Origin of the sequence: Bradyrhizobium sp. DOA9 (assembly GCF_000617845.2) — a bacterium.
Classification (GTDB): Bacteria; Pseudomonadota; Alphaproteobacteria; order Rhizobiales; family Xanthobacteraceae; genus Bradyrhizobium.
In genome coordinates this window covers 3,664,345-3,682,780 of record NZ_DF820425.1, presented here as the reverse complement: position 1 = coordinate 3,682,780, position 18,436 = coordinate 3,664,345, and the positions used below count along the sequence as shown (strand labels likewise).

Here is an 18,436-nt window from a genome sequence, read left to right as displayed (position 1 = left end):
TGATTGCCCGGAAACGCTGTTGCGGCGGGAACACGGAGCCCCGAAAAAGACCCGACCTTGATTGAGGCGGCAGCCGGACCGTTGGGACCGGGCGCCCGCCCTCGATTAAAGCGCGATGCGATCAGGATGAATCGTCATCGCGCTTTAGGTTATTGTTTGAGCATGATCTTTTCGGAAAACCGCTTCACACTTTTCCGGATCATGCCTTAGAGCCCCTCGCCCGCCGTCCAGCGGTCGGGCCCCGGACTGTGCCCGATCAGAGCCAGGCCATAGGCGATCGACTCGAACTGGTCGCCGGACATCAGCCGTTCGTTGCCGAAGCGGTCGGCGAACAATTTTCGGACCGCGGGCACGAACGAGGTGCCGCCGGTCAAAAACACCTTCTCCACCTCGCGCGAGGCGATACGGGCCTCGGCCAGCACCTTGTCGACGGTGGCACCCAGCCGGGCGATGTCGTCGGCAATCCAGGATTCGAATTTCTTCCGCGTGATCGCCGCGCCGATGTCGACGCCGCCGCCCCTGAAGCGGAAGTCCACCTCGTCCTGCGCCGAGAGCGCGACCTTGGCGTCGGAGACCGCGCGGTACAGCGCAAAGCCGAGGTCGAGATCGACGATGGTGATGAAATCCTCGAGCAGCTCCGGCTTCAGCGCGGTACGCTGGAGCTCGCGGAGCTCGCGCAGATCGCCGTTGCTCTTCATCATCGCCAGCTGATGCCAGCGCGCGAGGTTGGTGTAATGGCCGCTGGGGACGGGCAGAACCTTGTCGAACGAGCGGAAGCTGGAGCCCTTGCCGAGCCGCGGCGACACGATGTGGTCGACGATGCGATAATCGAAGGTGTCGCCGGCAACGCCGATGCCGGCATGGCCGAGCGGCTCGGCGCGAAGGACGCCGCCCGCGCGCGAGAAACGCATCACGGAGAAATCGCTGGTGCCGCCGCCGAAATCGGCCACCAGCACGGTGGCATCGCGCTCCAGCCTGCGGGCAAACGAGAACGCCGCGCCCACGGGCTCGTAGACATAGCGCGCGTGGCCCGCGCCCAGGCGCTCGAACGCGGCGCGGTAGCGCTGCATCGCCAGCGCCTCGTCGGGATTGCCGCCGGCAAAGCGCACCGGGCGGCCGACGGTGATGTTCGCGGCGTCGAAGCCGAACCTGTCCCCGCCATGGCGCGCCAGCGTGCGCAGGAACGCCGCCAGAATGTCCTCGAACTTGTAGCGTTGGCGGAAGACTTGCGTGGTGTTGAAGCTCGAGCTCGCCGCAAATGTCTTGAACGATTGCAGGAAGCGATAGACGTGGCGTCCTTCGAGGAACTGCTCGATCGCCCATGGCCCGCCCTCGGCCTGGGCGCCGGCGCCCGGCCGGTCCTCCCAGAAGCACAGCGCCGACACGTAGACGCTGTGGCGCTGCCCGCCATGGTCGAAGCGAATGGCCTCGACCCGGCGGTCGTCCGCCGCCAGCGCAACGACCGTATTGCTGGTCCCAAAATCGATGCCGATCGAGACGGCGGGCGAGGCGCTCGACATGAACCACTCTGACTGTTGATCGGATAAGGGGGCGGACCACTAGCCGCTTTGAGTGGGCCTGCCAAGGCCTTCCCCGTTGCGGTGCGGCCGGGACCTGACCCGAATAATTATCCCCCGTTTCGCGCCATCAGGGGCGGAAAGGATGGTCCGTTAACCCGGCATTATGCTGCAATGCGAGAGATCGCATGCTGCTATGCAAACAAGCGGATGGACAGTGGCATCTGGTATACATAAATTGTCCTTCGACATGAGACAGCAAGACTGCCTGTTCTCAAGAAAGGGATTTCCGATGTCCAAGATCGCTTCCGTTGCCCTCGCGCCGTCCTCCTCGCTGTTCGCCCGCCTGCTGGCCGCGCTCGACGGTCTGCTGATGGCAAGCGCCGAAATCTCCAATCGCAACGGGGACTTGCCGCGCTTCGGCCTGTAAGAAGGTCTGCGCTGCCCTCACTGAACGGGCGATGGCAGACAGCCGAAGACGCATTGCTTGACCAAATGGCCCCGCCCGACGGGGCCATTTCTGTTTTGCAGCTCTCCCCTCGCGGGGCGAGCGAACTGCGACGATTGGTCCGCCGAGGACAACCGACGATTCCGATTGTTTGTCTACTGGCATTTCGCATACCATCCATTCAATCAAGAACGGTTGCACGATTTGAGAGTGTAAGGACGGGGAAGCGTAACGCAGGACGGAAGGCTGAGAGGCATGTTTGCCGCGCCCTTGGCGAGCCTTAGCCGAAAGAAGCGGATGCCGCGCGTTATCCCTGCTCATAGAGTTTCTATCGGGACTGCCATGGGTACTGGACCGCAAGGGTAAACCCGAGGCATGTGACTCGAGATGGGCTACGCAAGCCGACAAAGAGCGGCTGCGTTGAGGGTTCGACAGGGAGAGAAACAGATGAAGCCATTCGTTCTGAATGTCGCTTTGGCGGCAATTGCGATATCGTGCGCCAGCAGCACCGCAAGCCGGGCCGCCTGGGAGCCGGTTCGTCCGGTGGAGTTCATCGTGCCCGCAGGCACCGGCGGCGGCGCCGATCAGATGGCGCGCACCATCCAGGGCATCGTCACCAAGCACAATCTGATGAAGCAGCCGCTGGTCGTCATCAACAAGGCAGGCGGTGCGGGCGGCGAAGGCTTCCTCGACGTGAAGACCTCGTCGGGCAATCCGCACAAGATCATCATCACGCTGTCGAACCTGTTCACGACGCCGCTGGCGACGGGCATCCCCTTCAACTGGAAGGATCTGACGCCGGTGGCGATGCTGGCGCTCGACGAGTTCGTGCTCTGGGTCAACGCCGAGAAGCCGTACGCCACCGTCAAGGACTACGTCGACGCGGCGAAGAAGGCCCCAAGCGGCACGTTCAAGATGGGCGGCACCGGCTCCAAGCAGGAAGACCAGATCATCACGGTCGGCCTCGAGAAGGCGATCGAGGCGAAGTTCACCTACATCCCCTACAAGGGCGGCGGCGAAGTCGCCGTCCAGCTCGTCGGCAACCACATCGATTCGACCGTCAACAATCCGATCGAGGCGGTCGCGCAATGGCGCGGCGGCAAGCTCCGTCCGCTCTGCGTGTTCGACGCCCAGCCGATGGCCTATGACGAGCCGATCGCCGACGGCAAGGCCTGGAAGGACATTCCGACCTGCAAGTCGCAGGGCCTCGCCATGGAATACCTCATGCTGCGCGGCATCTTCATGTCGCCCAAGGCCACCAAGGACCAGGTCGAATATTACGTCGAGCTTTTCAAGAAGGTCCGCGCCACGCCGGAATGGCAGGAGTTCATGAAGAGCGGCGCCTTCAACGCGACCTTCCTGACCGGTGCCGACTACGCCAAATGGGTCGAGGCGGAGGAGAAGCGCCACGAAGGCCTGATGAAGGAAGCCGGCTTCCTCGCATCGAATTGAGCCACGGCATCGATGACGGCCGAGGGCGCTGCGCGTCCTCGGGCCGGCTGCGACCGTGGATGACTGCATGTCCGCCTGGAGGTCCCATGACTGAAAGATCCAGATCCGACGCAGGCCCCGCGCACAAGACGCTGGAAATCGGCATGGCGCTGCTGATCGGCGTGTTCGGCGTCATCGTGATCTTCGGCAGCCTGAAAGCCGGCATCAACTGGGGCGCGGAGGGGCCGCGCGCCGGCTTCTTTCCGTTTTACATCGGCGCCGCCATCGTCGGTGCGAGCGCCATCAACCTCTGGCACGCGCAGCGCGACGACGATGGCCGGCTGTTCGCGGAATGGGGGCAGCTGCGCCAGGTCATGAGCGTCGTCGTGCCGACCGCGATCTATGTCGGCTCGATGCCGCTCATCGGGCTTTACGTCGGCTCGATGGTGTTCATCGCCTGGTTCATGCGCTGGCTCGGCGGCTATCGCTGGCTCACCGTCGTCGCGGTGGCGGTCGGCATGCCGGTCGTGACCTATCTCGTGTTCGAGCGCTGGTTCCTGGTCCCGCTGCCCAAGGGGCCGCTCGAGGAATGGCTCGGCTTGTGAAAGGCTTGGCCTGTGAGGGCCACGCATTCGTTCAATTGCTGCTGCAGGACGTCTTGACATGGAAGAGTTGGCCAATCTGTTTCACGGCTTCGCGGTCGCCCTGCAGCCCTACAACATCATGCTGATGGTGATCGGCATCACGCTCGGGGTCATCATCGGCGTGCTGCCGGGGTTAGGCGGCGCCAACGGCGTCGCGATCCTGCTTCCACTGACCTTCAGCATGCCGCCGACGTCGGCGATCATCATGCTGTCCTGCATCTATTGGGGCGCATTGTTCGGCGGCGCCATCACCTCGATCCTGTTCAACATTCCCGGCGAGCCATGGTCGGTGGCGACCACCTTCGACGGTTATCCGATGGCGCAGCAGGGCAAGCCCGGCGAAGCCCTGACCGCTGCCTTCACCTCCTCCTTCGTCGGCGCGCTGTTTGCCGTCATCATGATCACGCTGGTGGCGCCGCTGGTCGCCGGCTTCGCGTTGCGATTTGGGCCGGCGGAAAAATTCGCGGTGTACTTCCTCGCCTTCTGCTCCTTCGTCGGCCTCAGCAAGGAGCCGCCGTTCAAGACCATCGCGGCGATGATGATGGGCTTTGCGCTCGCGGCCGTCGGCCTCGATTCGATCACGGGACAATTGCGGCTGACCTTCGGCGTCACCGAGCTGCTCAACGGCTTCGACTTCCTGATCGCCGTGATCGGCCTGTTCGGCATCGGCGAGATCCTGCTGACCATGGAGGAAGGCCTCGCCTTCCGCGGCGGCAATGCCAGCATCAACCTTCGCGTCGTGCTGCAGACCTGGCGCGAGCTGCCCGCCTATTGGATGACCTCGCTGCGCTCCTGCCTGATCGGCTGCTGGATGGGCGTCACGCCCGCCGGTGCGACGCCGGCCTCCTTCATGAGCTACGGCATCGCCAAGCGCCTGGCGCGGCGCGGCAACAATTTCGGCAAGGGCGAGATCGAGGGCGTGATCGCACCGGAGACGGCCGCGCATGCCGCCGGCACCTCGGCGCTGCTGCCGATGCTGTCGCTCGGCGTGCCGGGTTCGCCGACTGCCGCGGTGCTGCTCGGCGGATTGTTGATCTGGGGCCTGCAGCCCGGACCGATGCTGTTCGTCGAGCAGAAGGAATTCGTCTGGGGCCTGATCGCCTCGATGTATCTCGGCAATCTCGCCGGCCTCATCGTCGTGCTCACCTGCGTGCCGCTGTTCGCCGCGATCCTGCGCGTGCCGTTCGGCATCATCGCGCCGCTGATCCTGGTGCTCTGCGCCATCGGCGCCTATTCGGTGCACAACAGCACCTTCGACGTGATGCTGATGCTGGTGTTCGGCGTGCTGGGCTATCTCCTGAAGAAATGCAATTACCCGCTCGCGCCGCTGGTGCTGGCCATCGTGCTCGGCGACAAGGCCGAGGAAGCCTTCCGCCAGTCGCTGCTGGGATCGCAAGGCTCGCTCGGGGTGTTCTTCTCCAACGGCCTCGTCAGCACCATCATGGCGCTCGGCCTGGTCGCCCTGTTCTGGTCCGCGATCCAGGAAGGCTACAGCCGGCTCCGAACGTCGATGGCGTGAGACGGGATCTGCGCAGGTGCCGACGCCAGATTGCCGCAGGCCGGACTTCTGGAATATAGAATTCCAGTAATCGCATGGTCACCGACCGGTGCACGCGCCGGCGGGCGCGAGCAGGGCACGCGCAGAAAATCCTTAAGCGTGCGGCGTTCTCCAGGATGCCCGCGGCCACGCCGCAGAACAGAAAACATATTTAAAATCAGCATCATGAACCCGTACGGGCCTCGCTCATCGCCGGCACAGCGAGAGCGATTGAGGCTTTACAATCTGGCGTCCATGGCGCATGTGGAAGGCCCGCGCTATTTCGCCGCACCCTCCAGTCCGCGCTTGAATCTTGGCATATTGCATACCAGGCTGCGCGCCAGCGCATGCTTAAAAATGATCGGCGCGTTCGGGAGGGTTTTTAATGACGGACATGGTGCAGTCTGCTGCGGCCCCTGGTGTCGCACGTGTGAGCGATGCTTATCGCTGGGCGCAATTGGCCATCGGCGTGGGCGCGATGGTGATGATCGCCAACTACCAATACGGCTGGACGTTCTTCGTCCCTGACATCCAGAAGACGTTCGGCTGGGATCGCGCCTCGATCCAATGGGCCTTCACGCTGTTCGTCCTGTTCGAGACCTGGCTGGTGCCGGTCGAGGGATGGTTCGTCGACAAATACGGTCCGCGCATCGTCGTGCTGGTCGGCGGCGTGCTCTGCGCCATCGGCTGGGCAATCAACGCGCAGGCCACCACGCTCAACGGCTACTATCTCGGCATGATCATCGCCGGCATCGGCGCCGGCGGCGTCTACGGCACCTGCGTCGGCAACGCGCTGAAATGGTTTCCGGACAAGCGCGGCCTTGCGGCCGGCATCACGGCGGCCGGCTTCGGTGCAGGCTCTGCGCTGACCGTCGCGCCGATCCAGGCCATGATCAAGGACAGCGGATTCCAGACCACTTTCCTCTATTTCGGCCTCGGACAGGGCATCATCATCTGCATCCTCGCCTTCTTCCTGCTCGCGCCGAAGGCGGGCCAGGTGCCGCACGTGGTGGCGAATGCCAATCTGCTGCAGACCCGGCGCAACTATCAGCCGACCGAGGTTCTGCGTCAGCCGATCTTCTGGCTGATGTACTTCATGTTCGTGATCGTCGGCGCCGGCGGCTTGATGGTGACGGCGAACCTGAAGCCGATCGCAGCCGACTGGAAGGTCGACAATGTCCCGGTCACGCTGATGGCGGTGACGATGACGGCGGTGACCTTCGCGGCCACGATCGACCGCGTGCTCAACGGCCTGACGCGTCCGTTCTTCGGCTGGATCTCCGACATGATCGGCCGCGAGAACACGATGTTCATCGCCTTCGGCATGGAAGGCTTCGGCATCTGGATGCTCTACCTCTGGGGGCACGATCCGGTCTGGTTCGTGCTGCTCTCCGGCTTCGTGTTCTTCGCCTGGGGTGAGATCTATTCGCTGTTCCCCTCGACCTGCACCGACACGTTCGGCGCCAAGTTCGCGACCACCAATGCCGGCCTGCTCTACACCGCGAAGGGCACCGCCGCGCTGCTGGTGCCGATCGCCAACTACATGCAGCAATCGTCGGGCACCTGGGACGCCGTATTCATCATCGCCGCCGGCGCCAACATCCTGGCCTCGCTGCTGGCGATCGCGGTGCTCAAACCCTGGCGCAAGGTCGTGGTCGCGAAATCGACGGTCTGATCGCCCCACCAGCGTACCAAGACGACGCCCGGCCTCGCGGCCGGGCGTTTTCGTTTGGCGCGAAGGATCATCGCGCTCGCTCAAGGCGGAACCCGCGCATTGTTGAAAAGTTTGGGCTTGCAATCTGGAATATCGTATACCAATCTCCGGTTGGCGCCTGCGACGATAAACCACAATATTTGCGACATCAGGTCATCTTGCGATCCTGTGTCACAGCAAATCAGGCGTTGGGAGGTTTCGATGATTTCCAACCCCGATGGCGCCGTCACCGCCGCGCCGCTTCGCACAGGTTTCCGCTGGCTCCAGCTCGCGATGGGCATCGTCTGCATGGCGATGATCGCCAATCTGCAATACGGCTGGACGCTGTTCGTCGACCCGATCGACGCCGCCCATCATTGGGGCCGCGCCGCGATCCAGCTCGCCTTCACCGTCTTCGTCGTCACCGAGACCTGGCTGGTGCCGGTGGAAGCGTGGTTCGTCGACAAATACGGCCCGCGCATCGTGATCATGTTCGGCGGCGCGATGATCGCACTCTCGTGGATTCTCAACTCATACGCCGACAGCCTCACCCTGCTCTACGCGGCCGCGATCATCGGTGGCATGGGCGCAGGCGCGGTGTACGGCACCTGCGTCGGCAACGCGCTGAAATGGTTTCCCGACCGCCGTGGTCTTGCCGCGGGCGCGACCGCGGCCGGTTTCGGCGCGGGCGCCGCACTCACCGTCGTTCCGATCGCGAGCATGATCGTCGCGAGCGGCTACCAGCACGCGTTCCTGACCTTCGGCATCGGCCAGGGCCTGATCGTGTTCGTGCTCGCCTTCTTCATCCAGCCGCCGCGGATCTCGATCCCGCCGAAGAAGAAGCAGCTCAACCTGCCGCAGACCAGGATCGACTTCACTCCGCCGCAAGTGCTGCGGACCCCTGTTTTCTGGGTGATGTATCTGGTTTTCGTCATGGTCGCCTCGGGTGGGCTGATGACGGCGGCGCAGATCGCTCCGATCGCGCATGACTTCAAGATCGCCGACACGCCGGTCACCCTTGCCGGCTTCAAGATGGCGGCGTTGACCTTCGCGATCTCGCTCGACCGCATCTTCGACGGCTTCGGCCGCCCCTTGTTCGGCTTTGTCTCCGACACGATCGGCCGCGAGCCCACCATGTTCATCGCCTTCGGCACGGCGGCGGTGATGCTCCTGACGCTCTCGGCCTATGGCCAGGTGCCTGTCGTGTTCGTGCTCGCGACCGCGGTCTATTTCGGCGTGTTCGGCGAGATCTACTCGCTGTTCCCCGCGACCTGCGGCGACACCTTCGGCGCGAAATTCGCAACCACCAACAACGGCATGCTCTACACCGCCAAGGGCACGGCCTCCCTGCTCGTTCCGCTCGCGAGCGTGATCTCCACCGCCTATGGCTGGAAGGCCGTGTTCGTGGTCGCGGTGGCGTTGAACGCCACGGCGGCGCTGATGGCGCTGTTCGTGATCAAGCCGCTGCGCCGCGCCTTCATCCTCGGCACGGAGGCCGAGAGCGCCAGCAGCGCGACCGGCAGCGCCAAGACCGAAACGGCGTAACCCGTCACAGGTACTGCAGGGCCAGGAAGGGGCGCAGCGATGCGCCCTTTCCTTTTGTCGCGCGGCAAACGTCAGCACTCCTGTCGCAAGATTTTTCGGATCCGCCAAATCCAGCGCTTGACGATTGGCATTATGTATACCACACTTCCTCAACGTTCACCCAGGGAGGTTGCAATGCTGGTCGGAGACATTCTGCGCAAGAAGACGCCGCGCGTTGTCACGGTGCGTATGAACGAAACGGTGGGGATCGCGGCCAAGCTGATGCGCGCCAACAACATCAGCGCGCTGGTGGTCAAGGACGTGGTCCGCTCCGAGGGCAACACCGCGGTCGGCATGTTCACCGAGCGCGACGTGGTGCGCGCCGTCGCCGAGCACGGCGCCAACGCGATCAATGTGAAGGTCTCCCAGCTGGTCTCGGTGCAGCAACTGGTGTCCTGCACCTCTTCGGACACGATCGAGCACGTCCGGCATCTGATGAACCGTCATCACATCCGCCACCTGCCGGTGATCGACGACTACAGCCTCGTCTCCGTCATCAGCATGCGGGACATCGCCGCCGCCGTTGACGAAGCGCTCAACGGCGCACCGCAAGCGGCGGCGTAAAGGCGACACGTACTCCTAGCCACGGAGAAGCTGCGCCCCCTCTCCCGCTTGCGGGAGAGGGTTGGGGAGAGGGCTGTCTCCGCTGGGAGACATTCCCCAAGAGGAGAAAGCCCTCTCCCGGCGCTCCGCGCCGACCTCTCCCGCAAGCGGGAGAGGTGCAGCGAACCTGTGTCACGATCGATCCACCCAACTGCCAATCTTGGTCCCGCGAGGATTTCATGAAGATCTGCATCTACGGCGCCGGCGCGATCGGCGGCTATCTCGGAGTTCAGCTCGCGCGCGCGGGCGCCGACGTCAGCCTGATCGCGCGCGGCGCACACCTCGCCGCCATGCGCGAGCGCGGCTTGACGCTGCTCGCGGGCGAGGACAAGCACACCGTGCATCCGCGCTGCACCGACGATCCCACCGAGCTCGGCGTGCAGGACTTCATCATCATCACGCTGAAGGCGCATTCGATCACCGGCGTGATCGAGAAGATGCAGCCGCTGCTCGGGCCTCACACCCGCATCGTCACCGCCGTCAACGGCATTCCCTATTGGTACTTCTACAAGCACGGCGGCCAATACGAGAACGCGACGCTGGAGAGCATCGACCCCGGCGGCCGGCAGTGGCGCGAGCTGGGGGCCGAGCGCGCCATCGGCTGCATCGTCTATCCCGCGACCGAGATCGAGGCGCCCGGCGTAATCCGCCACGTCTACGGCAACAACTTTCCGCTCGGCGAGCCCTCGGGCGAGATCACCTCGGACGTGCAGCGGCTCGCCGATCTCTTCGTCGCCGCCGGCCTGAAAGCGCCCGTGCTCGACCGCATCCGCGACGAGATCTGGCTAAAACTCTGGGGCAATGTCTGCTTCAACCCGATCAGCGCGCTGACCCACGCCACGCTCGACGTGATCTGCACCGATCCCGCCACGCGCGCGCTGTCGCGCGCGATCATGGTGGAGACGCAAGCCATCGCCGAGAGCTTCGGCGTCAAGTTCCGGGTTGACGTCGAGCGCCGAATCGAAGGCGCGCGCAAGGTCGGCGCGCACAAGACATCGATGCTGCAGGATCTCGAGCGCGGCCGCCCGATGGAGATCGACCCGCTCGTCACCGTGGTGCAGGAGATGGGCCGGCTCACCGGCATCCCGACGCCCGCGCTCGACTCGGTGCTGGCCATGGTGACCCAGCGCGCCCGCATCGCCGGCCTCTATGACGGCGTCTCGACACCGGCCGATCCGCGCGCACTGGCGGTGGCGTAATGACGAGCGTGAGCAAATGGCTGCGCTTCCGCCGTGCGGGGACGACGGGCTTCGGCACGCTGACGTCCTCCGGCATCACCGTGCACGAGGGCGACATGTTCGGTCGCAACGCCAGCACCGGCAAGACACTCGCGCTCTCGGAGGTCGAGCTGCTTGCGCCCTGCGTGCCCAGCAAGATCGTCGCGCTCTGGAATAATTTCCACGCGCTCGCGGCCAAGCTGAACCAGCCCGAGCCGCCGGAGCCGCTGTACCTGCTCAAGGCCACCACCAGCATCGCCGCACCCGGCGCCGTGATCCGCCGTCCCTCTTCCTACGACGGCAAGACCACCTATGAGGGCGAGCTCGGCATCGTCATCGGCAGGGCCTGCGCGCGTGTCTCGCCTGATGAGGCGGACGGCTTCATCTTCGGCTACACCTGCGTCAACGACATCACCGCCAACGACATCCTGACCCGCGACCCCACCTTTCCACAATGGGCCCGCGCCAAGGGCATCGACGATTACGGCCCGTTCGGCCCTGTGATCGCGACCGGTCTCGATCCCGCAAAACTCACGGTGCGCACCATTCTCAACGGCGCGGAGCGGCAGAACTACCCGATCTCGGACATGATCTTCAGCGCGCAGGAGCTGGTCAGCAGGATCTCCCACGACATGACCCTCTCGCCCGGCGACCTCATCGCGGCCGGCACCTCGGTCGGCGTCGGGGTGATGAAGGAGCCCGTGAACACGGTGACTGTCGCGATCGACGGCATCGGCGAGCTGACCAACGAGTTTCGACTGTAAACTTTCCCGCCGCCGCGGCGCAGCAAGATTGATCTGACGCAAAGCGGACGTCGCGGCCAAGGCTACTCTCCCCCGCAAAAATTGATGTCTGATGCAAGGGAGGACGCAAATGACCAATGCCGGCAACGCACTTCTGTGGACGGTGCTGTACTTCGCTCTCTCGTTCGGCGCGATCTTCGTGGTCTGGTTCGCCGACAGGATCCGGTCGAACTTGCTCGGGAAGCAATAGCGTCAGGACACGTATAGCTCCAGGACACTTATAGCTTCAGGACACGTGGGTTTGTCCTGGCTGGCGGCTGGCCCGGGTGCGAGCGGGCCGGCACAGGGACGCGCGCCCCGGTCAGCGCCAAACCGAATCTTCGGGAAAAACCGGCATCCTCCCCGCACGCCCGGGCTCAACCCGGCTGTGGATCGTCTGGTCACAGACGTCCCGGGTCGCCGCGGCCTCTTGATCTCGGTTCCGCTCTTCAATAGCAACACAGGAGTGCGCCGGCGTGAGGAATTCACGATGTGGCTGTTTTTCCTGGTTGCCTGGGTCGTCCTGCTCGCCGTCATCGCAGTCTTTGCCCAGCAGGCGCTCGGTTACGAGATCGCCCACCTGCCCGCCTGGTTCGCGGGCCTGTCCGCGCCACAGCGCATCGCCACCGGCGCCATCCCTGTCCTTATCCTGGCCCTGATCGCCGGCTCCGCCTGGCAGCTCTCACGGCAGGACCGCAGCCTGAGGACGCTCCGCGACCGCCTCAGGAGGACCCGCGAGGACGTCGTGGTCGCACACGCCCTGCAGAACCACCTCGATGCCACCGTCCAGCATTTGATCGAGAGCGATCCTCGGGAAGCGGTTTCCGCCCTCCACGACAAGCTGGGCGAGACAGAGCGGCGCGCCCTGCTCCAGCAAGGCCGCAACGAATCCGCCGACATGCACGACCAGCTCGCCGAAATCCGCCGCCGCCAGCAGGAGCTGCGCGAGATGGTCGGCAAGGTCGCCGACCAGCGCCGTGCGGTCGAGCCGGTCTTCACCGAGATACGCGACCGCCAGAACCAGCTCGAACGCGCCCTGCACGACCTCGAGACCGACGACCGCAGGAACAACCTCGCCGACCGTCTGAAGGACATCGCACGCGACGTGTCGGCGCTGCTGACGCGGGTGAGCGCTGTCCAGGACACGTTCGCAACCCTCAACCAGTACAGGGAGGATCTGGCGAAATCCCACGCCGAGCTGGCGCCGCTCCGATCAAACGACGCCGGTATCAATGCCCTGATCGGCGAGCTCAGCCTCAGCCATGACCGCCTCGAAAAAAGCATCGACGAGCTCGAGACTGGCGGCGAAGCGCCGCTCGGCAGCCGCGTCGAGACGCTGTCGAAGAACAAGAGCGAGATCGAGCAGCGCCTCGCCCGCATCGACGACAATTTCAACGTCTTGAAAGGCATCCGGCTCGATCTGGAGGAGCTCGGCCAGCGCCAGGCCCAGCTCGAGCGCGCGCTCGCCGATGTCGAGACGGATGCGGACGGCAAGACGCTGGCCGACCACCAGAACGCGCTGAACGTTTTCGTGCTCCAGTCGCGCCAGCGCCTCGGCGCGCTGCAGGCGACGCTGGCGACGCTGAACGCCTTCAAGGCCGAGCTGTCGAAGTCGCAAGCCGACCTCATTCCGCTCACCGCGCCGGTGTTCGGCATCGAGGCCATGATCGCCGAGGTCGGCGCCACCCGCGATCTCCTGGAAAAAACTGTCGGCGAAATCGAGGCGAGCGCCGGCGTGACACTGGCCTCGCGTCTCGACATGCTGACCAGGAGCAAGCGCGAAGTCGAAGACCGCCTCGCCCGCGTCTTCGAGAACTTCAACGCGCTCGATGCACTTCGCAAGGACATCGGTGGCATCTTCGCGACGATCCGGAACAGCCTCAACCGGATCGGGTGACTCTTCGTAGGATGGGTAGAGCGCAGCGAAACCCATCATCGCTCTTCCACAATAAAGCCGATGGGTTTCGCTGCGCTCTACCCATCCTACCGGCCGCAGCGTTGGTCGTGGCTCCGAAACATCCAGACACATCACATCTGCGCGCGCCCGAGCAATGCCGCCAACATGTCCCGTGCGCGCCGCAACTTGGACGCATTCGGTCGCCCTTTTGGGAGGCGTGTCTGGGGGCGCGGCACGACTGTGTTTGGACCAACCTTCTAGGGGTATCGCTGTGAAGAAGATTGTATTTGCTCTGGGTGCCACGCTTGCTCTTGCGACGGCCGCGAACGCTGCGGATCTGCCACGCCGCCAGCCCGTGCCGGCCTATCCGGCCGAGCAGGCACCGATCGGCAAGATGCCGATTGGCAAGAGCCCGGTTGGAAAAGCCCCGATCGGCAAGGCGCCGGGCCCGGTCGCCGCGCGCTACTGACGCGCAGCGAAGTCCGCGCGAGACATTTGCGGCTTATGGTCGAGGGGGAAATAGCGTGACGAACAAGGCTGGTCGATCGGGATCCTGCATCCTCGCGGGCTTCGCTCTTGCGGCCATGCTCTCGTGCACGACGCCCTCGGCCTCGGCCCATGAGACCGACAAGCAGACCGACAAGCAGGCCGACAGGCGCGTTGCCGATGCGAATGCGCTTGCCACGACCGACGTCGCCGCGCGGCCGCAGCCGCAATCGACGCGGCGCTCCGTCGCGCGTGCGGAGAAAGGCCCCTACTATGTCGACTTCCGCGCCCGCACGGCCGCAAGCTGGGGCCATGCCTTCGTCTGGTACGGCAAGACCAGCGAGAAGGCGGTCGAAGTGGCGGGCCTGACGCCGGCCGGCGACACGCTCGCTTACGTGCTCGGTCACATCACCTTCGTGCCAGCCGAGACCGGCGCCAGCTACGGCGATCTCGATCCGGAATATCTGACGGCGAGCTATCGGGTCTACCTGAACGAGGCCGACGCCAAGCGCGTGTTCGCCTACATCAAGGAATTGCAGGCCAGCTCTCCCGTCTGGAATGCCGAGACCATGAACTGCACCGGCTTCATCGGCGACATCGCCGAGTTCATGGGATTGAAGGTGCCCCATCGCTGGCAGCGCCCCGAGAACTTCGTCAACAGCCTCAAGGAAATCAACGGCGGGCGCCAGATGGTGCGGCTGTCGGCGAAGTAGCAAGGCTACCGTCATTGCGAGCGCAGCGAAGCAATCCAGAATCCCGCCGCGCAGACGGTCTGGATTGCTTCGCTGCGCTCGCAATGACGGGTTGAAGCAGCGAGCACCAATCTACGACTGTCACCCTGAGCGCGCACCTCAGAATGACGGGAGAAAGAGCCCAATTATCCGCCGCGCGGAATCCCCGACGTCTCCGCATGGTCGCCCCGCCCGGCGGCGCAATAGACTTTTGCCACCCCCAGCGGCATCCTCCCCGCCAGTCAATGGATAACACAGCGCCAGGCGGTGCGCGGGGGGAAACAGATCATGTTGCAGACACGATTCACCAAGCTCGTCGGCGTCCAGCACCCGATCGTCCAGGGCGGCATGCAATGGGTCGGACGCGCCGAGCTGGTCGCCGCGGTCGCCAATGCCGGCGCGCTCGGCTTCATCACGGCGCTGACCCAGCCGACGCCGGAGGACCTGACCAAGGAGATCGCGCGCTGCCGCGACCTCACCGACAAGCCGTTCGGCGTCAACCTCACCATCCTGCCGGCGATCAAGCCGCCGCCCTATGCCGAATACCGCGCCGCGATCATCGAGAGCGGCGTCACGGTGGTCGAGACCGCCGGCAACAAGCCGCAGGAGCATGTCGACGAATTCAAAAAGCACGGCGTCAAGGTCGTGCACAAATGCACCAGCGTCCGCCACGCGCTCTCGGCCGAACGCATGGGCGTCGACGCCATCTCGATCGACGGCTTCGAATGCGCCGGCCACCCCGGCGAGGACGACACGCCCGGCCTGATCCTGATTCCGGCCGCCGCCAACAAGATCAAGATCCCGATGATCGCCTCCGGCGGTTTCGCCGACGCCCGCGGTCTCGTCGCGGCGCTGGCGCTGGGAGCCGAGGGCATCAACATGGGCACCCGCTTCATGGCCACCAGGGAGAGCCCGATCCACCAGTCCATCAAGGAGAAGATCGTCGCCAATGACGAGCGCGAGACCGAGCTGATCTTCCGCACCATGCGCAATACCTCGCGCGTGGCCAAGAACGCCGTCTCGACCAAGGTGGTCGCGATGGAGAAGGAAGGCGCCAAGTTCGAGGACATCCGCGAGCTGGTTGCCGGTGCCCGCGGCAAGATGGTCTATGCCACCGGCAATTCCGACGAGGGCATCTGGTCGGCCGGCCAGGTGCAGGGCCTGATCCAGGACATCCCGAGCTGCGCCGAGCTCGTCTCCCGGATCGTGCGCGAGGCGGAGGCGATCATTCGCAGCCGGCTGGAAGGCATGATCGTTCAGCCGCAGCGCGAAGCCGCGGAATAATCACTGCAACAGGTGAGAGTATTGCATGAAAGCCTACGTCTACGGCCCTGAAGGCGCGAGGATTTCCGACGTCGCTCAACCGAAACCGAAGGGCACGCAGGTGCTGGTTCGCGTCCGCGCCTGCGGCCTCAACCGCGCCGACACCGGCATGCGCAAGGGCCACGCCCATGGCGCAGCCGGCGGCGTCGGCACCGTGCTCGGCATGGAATGGGCCGGCGAGGTCGCCGAGCTCGGGCCCGACGCGAAGGGCGTGAAGGTCGGCGACCGCATCATGGGATCGGGCGGTGCGGCGTTTGCCGAATATACGCTGGCCGATCACGGCCGGCTGTTCCGCGCGCCCTCGAACATGAACTTCGAGGAGGCCGCCACCCTCCCCGTCGCGCTCGCGACCATGCACAACGCCGTCGTCACCGTTGGCGGTGTGCAGGCAGGACAAAGCGTGCTGGTCCAGGGCGCGAGCTCCGGCGTCGGGCTGATGGCGATGCAGATCGCCCGGCTCAAGGGCGCGAAGCTGGTGGTCGGCTCGTCGACCGACGCGTATCGCCGCAGCCGGCTCAAGGCGTATGGCGCCGACCTCGCGGTCGACTCATCCGATCCGAAATGGGTCGACGAGGTGCTGAAGGCCACCAATGGCGAAGGCGTCGACCTCGTCGTCGACCAGGTCTCGGGCAAGGTCGCGAGCCAGAACCTCGCAGCGACCAGGGTGAAGGGCCGCATCGTCAATGTCGGCCGGCTCGGCGGCACCCACGCCGACTTCAATTTCGACCTGCACGCCGCGCGCCGGATCGACTATGTCGGCGTCACCTTCCGCACCCGCACCATCGAGGAGGTCCGCGAGATCTTCGCGGAGGTGCGCAGGGACATCTGGGGCGCGGTGGAATCGCGAAAGCTGCAACTGCCGATCGACAAGGTGTTCGCGTTCGACGACATCGACCAGGCGTTCGCGCACATGGAGGCGAACAAGCATTTGGGAAAGATCGTGGTGACGCTGTAGGGGCACGGCTCCCTCCACTCGTCATGGCCGGGCTTGTCCCGGCATGACGGAGAAATTGCCATCGCTCCTGCAACTCACTCGCGACTACATCCTGTGGATCATCGCTTGATGTCCCGCCGTGGGCTGCTAAATCCCCCGACATGACCTCCCAGCATGACAAAACCTCGGTCGCGGCCATCTCGATCTTCGCCAGCGGCGGCATGGCGGCGGCCAAGTTCGCGGTCGGGATCGCGATCGGCTCGCTGGCGCTGATCTCGGAAGCCCTGCATTCCGCGATCGACCTGATCGCGACCATCATCACCTGGGCGGTGGTGCGGGTGTCCGACAAGCCGGCGGACGAGGAGCACCATTACGGCCACGGCAAGCTGGAAAGCGTCTCCGCGCTCGGCGTCACCGCCCTGCTCTACGTGCTCGCCGGCGGCATCCTGGTCGAGGCCTATAGCCGCTTGAGCGAGGGAACCCCGCCGCCGACGATTTCGGCCGTGCCCTTCGTGGTGCTGGTGATCGATATCGCCGTCAATCTCTGGCGCGCCCGCGCCCTGCACCGCGCCGCGCGGGAGACGAGGAGCCAGGCGCTGGCGGCGGATGCGCTGCATTTCGCCTCCGACGTGATGGGCTCCTGCGCCGTGATCGTGGGCCTGATCCTGGCTGGGCTCGGCTTCTGGTGGGGCGACGCCGCGGCCGCCGCAGCGGTTGCCGTGATGATCGCGGCTCTCGGCCTGCGCATGGCGGGCTCGACGGTACAGACCTTGGTCGACCGGGCGCCGGAGGGCGCCCAGGAGAAGGCCACGGCTGCGATCCGCAGCGTGCCCGGGGTGATCGACGTCGAGCGGCTGCGCGTGCGCATGGTGGGAGCGACCACCTTCATCGACACCATCGCGAAGGTGCCGCGGACCTATCCGATCGACCGTGTCGAGGAGATCAAGCGCAGGGCGCATGCCGCCGTCGACCAGGCATTCGGGGATGCCGACCTTTCCTTTACCCCCGTCCCGGTCGCGCGCGACAACGAAACCGTGCGCGACCGCATCATGGTGATCGCGCGCAATTCCGCCCTCGCGGTCCATCACGTCACGGTGCACGATCTCGGCGGCAAGCTGATCGTCAGCATCGACCTCGAGGTCGACGCCGACATGCAGCTCGAAGCCGCCCACGACGTCGCCAACACGCTGGAGCGCAACATCCAGGAGGAGTTCGGCGAGGACGTCGAGGTCGACGTTCACATCGAGCCGTTGGAACCGGAACTGCCGTTCGGCGTCGATGCCGCGCCCGAGAGGGTGCAGACCATCGCCGCCGCACTGGCCGAGTTCGCCGGCGAAGGCGAGATCCACGACATCCACAACGTGCGGGTCCGCAACACCGACGCCGGCGAGATCGTCAACTTCCACTGCCGCGCGGCACCGTCGATGAGCGTGATCAAGGTGCACGAGCATGTCGATGCGATCGAGCGCGCGCTGCGACACGCGTTCCCGAGCGTGAAGCGGGTCATCAGCCACGCCGAGCCGCCGCGGGCGTGACGAAGAATGCGCGGCGAGTCACACGTTCTCGTTTCGGACTCGGTGCACCCGTGCGTTTGCGGACGCGCGATGCC

16 protein-coding genes are annotated in these 18,436 nt (G+C 65.0%); 15 read left to right on the top strand and 1 reads right to left on the bottom strand.

Features of this window, described 5'->3' with window-relative positions:
- Positions 1-206 precede the first annotated feature (206 nt).
- The gene (locus tag BDOA9_RS17075) at positions 207-1,520 is read right to left on the bottom strand and encodes an Hsp70 family protein (protein ID WP_025035171.1); all 1,314 of its coding nucleotides are present in this window, start codon (positions 1,518-1,520) and stop codon (positions 207-209) included.
- 289 nt (positions 1,521-1,809) lie between these two features.
- Between BDOA9_RS17075 and BDOA9_RS38845 the strand changes: the two genes are divergently transcribed.
- The 15 genes from BDOA9_RS38845 to BDOA9_RS17005 all read left to right on the top strand — a co-directional run bounded on the left by BDOA9_RS38845 (position 1,810) and on the right by BDOA9_RS17005 (position 18,362).
- Complete coding sequence (locus tag BDOA9_RS38845; protein ID WP_192859574.1) at positions 1,810-1,947, top strand: hypothetical protein; 138 nt, start codon at positions 1,810-1,812, stop codon at positions 1,945-1,947.
- Between the two features lie 465 nt (positions 1,948-2,412).
- The gene (locus BDOA9_RS17070) at positions 2,413-3,417 is read left to right on the top strand and encodes a Bug family tripartite tricarboxylate transporter substrate binding protein (protein WP_025035170.1); all 1,005 of its coding nucleotides are present in this window, start codon (positions 2,413-2,415) and stop codon (positions 3,415-3,417) included.
- 86 nt (positions 3,418-3,503) lie between these two features.
- Complete coding sequence (locus BDOA9_RS17065) at positions 3,504-4,001, top strand: tripartite tricarboxylate transporter TctB family protein (protein WP_025035169.1); 498 nt, start codon at positions 3,504-3,506, stop codon at positions 3,999-4,001.
- Positions 4,002-4,059: 58 nt separating this feature from the next.
- Entirely contained in the window at positions 4,060-5,559 is a 1,500-nt protein-coding gene (locus BDOA9_RS17060; protein WP_025035168.1) for a tripartite tricarboxylate transporter permease, read from the top strand.
- 403 nt (positions 5,560-5,962) lie between these two features.
- Positions 5,963-7,252: an oxalate/formate MFS antiporter gene (gene oxlT, locus BDOA9_RS17055; RefSeq protein ID WP_025035167.1), complete on the top strand. Its 1,290-nt coding sequence runs from the start codon at positions 5,963-5,965 to the stop codon at positions 7,250-7,252.
- Positions 7,253-7,492: 240 nt separating this feature from the next.
- On the top strand, positions 7,493-8,815 hold the full coding sequence (oxlT, locus tag BDOA9_RS17050; protein WP_025035166.1) for an oxalate/formate MFS antiporter: 1,323 nt from the start codon (positions 7,493-7,495) through the stop codon (positions 8,813-8,815).
- Positions 8,816-8,989: 174 nt separating this feature from the next.
- Positions 8,990-9,418: a CBS domain-containing protein gene (locus BDOA9_RS17045; RefSeq protein ID WP_025035165.1), complete on the top strand. Its 429-nt coding sequence runs from the start codon at positions 8,990-8,992 to the stop codon at positions 9,416-9,418.
- Between the two features lie 218 nt (positions 9,419-9,636).
- Positions 9,637-10,656 carry a 2-dehydropantoate 2-reductase gene (locus BDOA9_RS17040; RefSeq protein ID WP_025035164.1) on the top strand — a complete coding sequence of 340 codons (1,020 nt, stop codon included), beginning with the start codon at positions 9,637-9,639 and terminating at the stop codon, positions 10,654-10,656.
- The gene (locus BDOA9_RS17035; protein ID WP_082847832.1) at positions 10,656-11,438 is read left to right on the top strand and encodes a fumarylacetoacetate hydrolase family protein; all 783 of its coding nucleotides are present in this window, start codon (positions 10,656-10,658) and stop codon (positions 11,436-11,438) included. The genes BDOA9_RS17040 and BDOA9_RS17035 overlap by 1 nt, the downstream gene beginning before the upstream one ends.
- Before the next feature lie 508 nt (positions 11,439-11,946).
- On the top strand, positions 11,947-13,353 hold the full coding sequence (locus BDOA9_RS17030) for a hypothetical protein (protein WP_025035162.1): 1,407 nt from the start codon (positions 11,947-11,949) through the stop codon (positions 13,351-13,353).
- Between the two features lie 271 nt (positions 13,354-13,624).
- Complete coding sequence (locus BDOA9_RS17025) at positions 13,625-13,822, top strand: hypothetical protein (protein ID WP_025035161.1); 198 nt, start codon at positions 13,625-13,627, stop codon at positions 13,820-13,822.
- 55 nt (positions 13,823-13,877) lie between these two features.
- Positions 13,878-14,552, top strand: a complete 675-nt coding sequence (locus tag BDOA9_RS17020; RefSeq protein ID WP_025035160.1) for a hypothetical protein — start codon at positions 13,878-13,880, stop codon at positions 14,550-14,552.
- Between the two features lie 306 nt (positions 14,553-14,858).
- On the top strand, positions 14,859-15,854 hold the full coding sequence (locus BDOA9_RS17015) for an NAD(P)H-dependent flavin oxidoreductase (protein WP_025035159.1): 996 nt from the start codon (positions 14,859-14,861) through the stop codon (positions 15,852-15,854).
- A 25-nt stretch (positions 15,855-15,879) separates the two neighbouring features.
- Positions 15,880-16,848: a zinc-binding dehydrogenase gene (locus BDOA9_RS17010; protein WP_025035158.1), complete on the top strand. Its 969-nt coding sequence runs from the start codon at positions 15,880-15,882 to the stop codon at positions 16,846-16,848.
- Between the two features lie 140 nt (positions 16,849-16,988).
- The gene (locus BDOA9_RS17005; RefSeq protein WP_025035157.1) at positions 16,989-18,362 is read left to right on the top strand and encodes a cation-efflux pump; all 1,374 of its coding nucleotides are present in this window, start codon (positions 16,989-16,991) and stop codon (positions 18,360-18,362) included.
- Positions 18,363-18,436: the final 74 nt, after the last annotated feature.